Genomic DNA, 3,654 nt, shown 5'->3' on the forward strand with positions numbered 1-3,654 from the left:
GGCGGCGGCTCGACACCGGGTGGGGTGCCCGGAGTGGGCGGCCAGGACGGGGAGGTGGGGCCGGGGGAAGCCGGTCGGTCGCCGCTCACATGTCGAGGGTAGGCGATCCGGGCACCGGAGTGACGGCACGCAGGAAGCCGCGAGCGTCCAGGAAGTCACCGAGGCTGCCCCGATGCTCGCCGCAGGCGAGCCAGGTCTTGCGGCGCCCGGCGTCGTGCAGGCGCGGATTGTTCCACTCCAGGGCCCACACGGCGGGGGCGCGGCATCCCCGGGCCGAGCAGACCAGGGGCTCGTCGGCGGGGAGGGGGATGCTCATCCCGGCCAGTCTAGGGCGGCGGGACGGAGGCTTGAGCGCCGGGCGGCCACGGGGGGAGCCGCCCGGCGACGGGATGAATCGTACACACGGCGGACGGGTCCCTGTCCACCCGTGACGGGCGATTCGGCCGCCGAGGACGGCGCGGCGAAAATCGGCTTCTCCCCACCTCGACACTCAGGAAGGCGTGCGAGTCTTGATACCGCACCAGCCGCGACGACCGACCAACGCTGTGGAGGACCGGTGGCCCAGCCGACCATGCCCGACGCTCCGACGCCGAACGGGGCGTCGGCCCCGGAGAAACCCGCCCCGGTGACGACACCCGCGCAGGACGCCACTCTGTTGGAGAAGGCGCTGTTCGAGATCAAGCGGGTCATCGTCGGGCAGGACCGGATGGTGGAGCGGATGTTCGTCGCGCTGCTCGCCCGCGGCCACTGCCTGCTCGAAGGGGTGCCCGGGGTGGCCAAGACCCTGGCCGTGGAGACCCTCGCCAAGGTCGTCGGCGGTTCGTTCGCCCGGGTGCAGTTCACCCCGGACCTGGTGCCGGCCGACATCATGGGCACCCGGATCTACCGGCAGTCGAGCGAGAAGTTCGACGTCGAGCTTGGCCCCGTCTTCGTGAACTTCCTGCTCGCCGACGAGATCAACCGGGCTCCGGCCAAGGTGCAGTCGGCGCTGCTGGAGGTGATGAGCGAGCGGCAGGTGTCCATCGGTGGGGAGAGCCACCGGGTGCCCGACCCGTTCCTGGTGATGGCCACCCAGAACCCGATCGAGCAGGAGGGCGTCTACCCGCTGCCCGAGGCGCAGCGGGACCGGTTCCTCATGAAGATCGTCGTGGGCTACCCCACCGACGCGGAGGAGCGCGAGATCGTCTACCGGATGGGCGTGGCCCCGCCGGAGCCGACGGCCGTCTTCGACACCCCCGACCTGATCGCCCTGCAACGCAAGGCCGACCAGGTCTTCGTACACAACGCGCTGGTCGACTACGCGGTACGGCTGGTGTTGGCCACCCGCGCCCCGGCCGAGCACGGCATGCCGGACGTCGCCCAGCTGATCCAGTACGGGGCCAGCCCGCGCGCCTCCCTCGGCCTGGTCCGGGCCACCCGCGCGTTGGCGCTGCTGCGCGGACGCGACTACGCCCTGCCCCAGGACGTGCAGGACATCGCCCCCGACATCCTGCGGCACCGGCTGGTGCTCAGCTACGACGCGCTCGCCGACGACGTGCCGGCCGACCACATCGTGCACCGGGTGATGTCCACCATCCCGCTGCCGGCGGTCGCTCCCCGCCAGCAGGCCACCCCGTCGTCGACCGTCCCGCCGCCGGGCGCCGGCTGGCCCGGGCAGCGCCCGTGACCTCACCCACCCCTCGTCCCGCCCCTCTCGCCGACCGCAGTGAGGCAGTGCTGTCCCGGCTCCAGTTGCTGGTCACCCGCAAGCTCGACGGCCTTCTGCAGGGCGACTACGCCGGTCTGCTCCCCGGCCCGGGCAGCGAGGCGGGGGAGTCGCGCGAGTACCGGCCCGGAGACGACGTGCGCCGGATGGACTGGCCGGTCACCGCGCGGACCACGACGCCGCACGTGCGACGAACGGTTGCCGACCGGGAACTGGAGACCTGGCTGGCACTGGACCTCTCGGCCAGCCTCGACTTCGGCACCGGACAGTGGCTCAAGCGGGAGGTGGTGGTGGCTGCCGCTGCCGCCATCACCCACCTGACCGTGCGCGGTGGCAACCGCGTCGGCGCCGTGATCGGCACCGGCGGCGGGGCTTCCGCGCCGGCCCGACGCTGGCGGGGCGCTCCGCCGCCGGTCGGGCCCGGGGTGCTCACCCGGCTGCCGGCCCGCTCCGGCCGCAAGGAGGCGCAGGGCCTGCTGCGTGCGATCGCCGGCACCGCGATCCAGCCCGGCCGGGGTGACCTGGGCGCCCTCGTCGAGATGCTCAACCGCCCGCCCCGGCGGCGTGGGGTGGCCGTGGTGGTCTCGGACTTCCTCGCGCCGGCCGAGCAGTGGTCCCGGCCGATGCGCAAGCTGCGCGTCCGCCATGACGTGCTGGCGATCGAGGTGGTCGACCCGCGCGAGTTGGAGCTGCCCGACGTGGGGGTGCTGCCGGTGGTCGACCCGGAGAGTGGTGAGCTGCACGAGGTGCAGACCGCCGACCCGCGGCTGCGGCAGCGCTACGCCGAGGCTGCCGCCGCCCAGCGGGCCACGATCGCCGCCGCCCTGCGCGGCGCCGGCGCGGCCCACCTGCGTCTGCGTACCGATCGAGACTGGCTGCTGGACATGGTGCGTTTCGTGGCCGCGCAGCGCACGCGCGTACCCGGGGGACGACACGATGATCCGTTTTCTGCAACCGTGGTGGCTGCTGGCCGTGCTGCCGGTGCTCGCCCTCGCCGCGTTCTACGTCTGGCGGCAGTTGCACCGTCGGGCGTACGCGATGCGGTTCACCAACGTGGACCTGCTGCGTACGGTGGCGCCGAAGGGCCTGGGCTGGCGCCGGCACGTGCCGGCGACCGCGTTCCTGCTCTGCCTGCTGGTGCTGGCCACCGCGCTGGCCCGGCCCGCGATGGACAGGAAGGAGCCGCTGGAGCGGGCCACGGTGATGCTCGCCATCGACGTGTCGCTGTCGATGCAGGCCGACGACGTGGCGCCGAACCGGCTGGAGGCGGCGCAGGAGGCGGCCAAGCAGTTCGTCGGCGAGCTGCCGGAGAGCTACAACCTGGGCCTCGTGTCGTTCGCCAAGGCCGCCAACGTGCTGGTGCCACCGGGCAAGGATCGGGACGCGGTGACCAGCGCCATCGACGGGCTGGTGCTGGCCGAGGCGACCGCGACCGGCGAGGCGGTGTTCACCTGTCTGGAGGCGATCCGGTCGGTGCCGTCCGACGGCGCGGCGGGTATCCCGCCGGCCCGGATCGTGCTGCTCTCCGACGGGTTCCGCACCTCCGGCCGGTCGGTGGAGGAGGCGGCGGCCGCCGCCCAGGCGGCCAACGTGCCGGTCTCCACCATCGCCTTCGGCACCGACACCGGTCAGGTCGACATCGGTGGGCAGCTCCAGCGGGTGCCGGTGGACCGGCTGGCCCTGGCCGAGCTGGCCGAGACCACCGAGGGCTACTTCTACGAGGCGGCCTCGGTGAGCGAGCTGAAGCAGGTCTACCAGGACATGGGCAGCTCGATCGGTTTCCGTACCGAGCCCCGCGAGGTGACCCAGTGGTACGCCGGGGTGGCGCTGCTGTTGGCGCTCTGCGCGGGGGCGCTCAGCCTGCTCTGGTCGTCGCGGATGCTCTGACGCCGGTGGTGCCCGGGCGGGTCCCGGGCACCACCCGGCCGTGGGTTGCGCGGGGCCGGGCG

At 73.3% G+C, this 3,654-nt stretch carries 3 protein-coding genes and 1 pseudogene; 3 read left to right on the plus strand and 1 reads right to left on the minus strand.

The window, feature by feature from the left end; genetic code table 11:
• Positions 1 to 85: 85 nt before the first annotated feature.
• Positions 86 to 316 carry a hypothetical protein gene (locus JNW91_RS30345; protein ID WP_203178914.1) on the minus strand — a complete coding sequence of 77 codons (231 nt, stop codon included), beginning with the start codon at positions 314 to 316 and terminating at the stop codon, positions 86 to 88.
• A gap of 240 nt (positions 317 to 556) precedes the next feature.
• On the opposite strand from JNW91_RS30345, the gene JNW91_RS30350 reads away from it, so the two are divergent.
• The 3 genes and pseudogenes from JNW91_RS30350 (at position 557) to JNW91_RS30360 (ending at position 3,592) form a co-directional block, all read left to right on the plus strand.
• Positions 557 to 1,666: an AAA family ATPase gene (locus JNW91_RS30350; RefSeq protein WP_203178915.1), complete on the plus strand. Its 1,110-nt coding sequence runs from the start codon at positions 557 to 559 to the stop codon at positions 1,664 to 1,666.
• Positions 1,645 to 2,645: pseudogene (locus JNW91_RS30355) on the plus strand (DUF58 domain-containing protein). Before JNW91_RS30350 ends, JNW91_RS30355 begins: the two are co-directional and overlap by 22 nt.
• Complete coding sequence (locus JNW91_RS30360; RefSeq protein WP_203178916.1) at positions 2,642 to 3,592, plus strand: VWA domain-containing protein; 951 nt, start codon at positions 2,642 to 2,644, stop codon at positions 3,590 to 3,592. Before JNW91_RS30355 ends, JNW91_RS30360 begins: the two are co-directional and overlap by 4 nt.
• The last annotated feature ends 62 nt before the right edge of the window (positions 3,593 to 3,654 follow it).

This window comes from Micromonospora parastrephiae (assembly GCF_016802865.1).
GTDB classification, from domain to species: Bacteria; Actinomycetota; Actinomycetes; order Mycobacteriales; family Micromonosporaceae; genus Micromonospora; species Micromonospora parastrephiae.

Coding starts and splice junctions, on each gene's coding strand:
- JNW91_RS30345 (WP_203178914.1), bottom strand. CDS start 316: ATGAGCATCCCCCTCCCCGCCGACGAGCCCCTGGTCTGCTCGGCCCGG.
- JNW91_RS30360 (WP_203178916.1), top strand. CDS start 2,642: ATGATCCGTTTTCTGCAACCGTGGTGGCTGCTGGCCGTGCTGCCGGTG.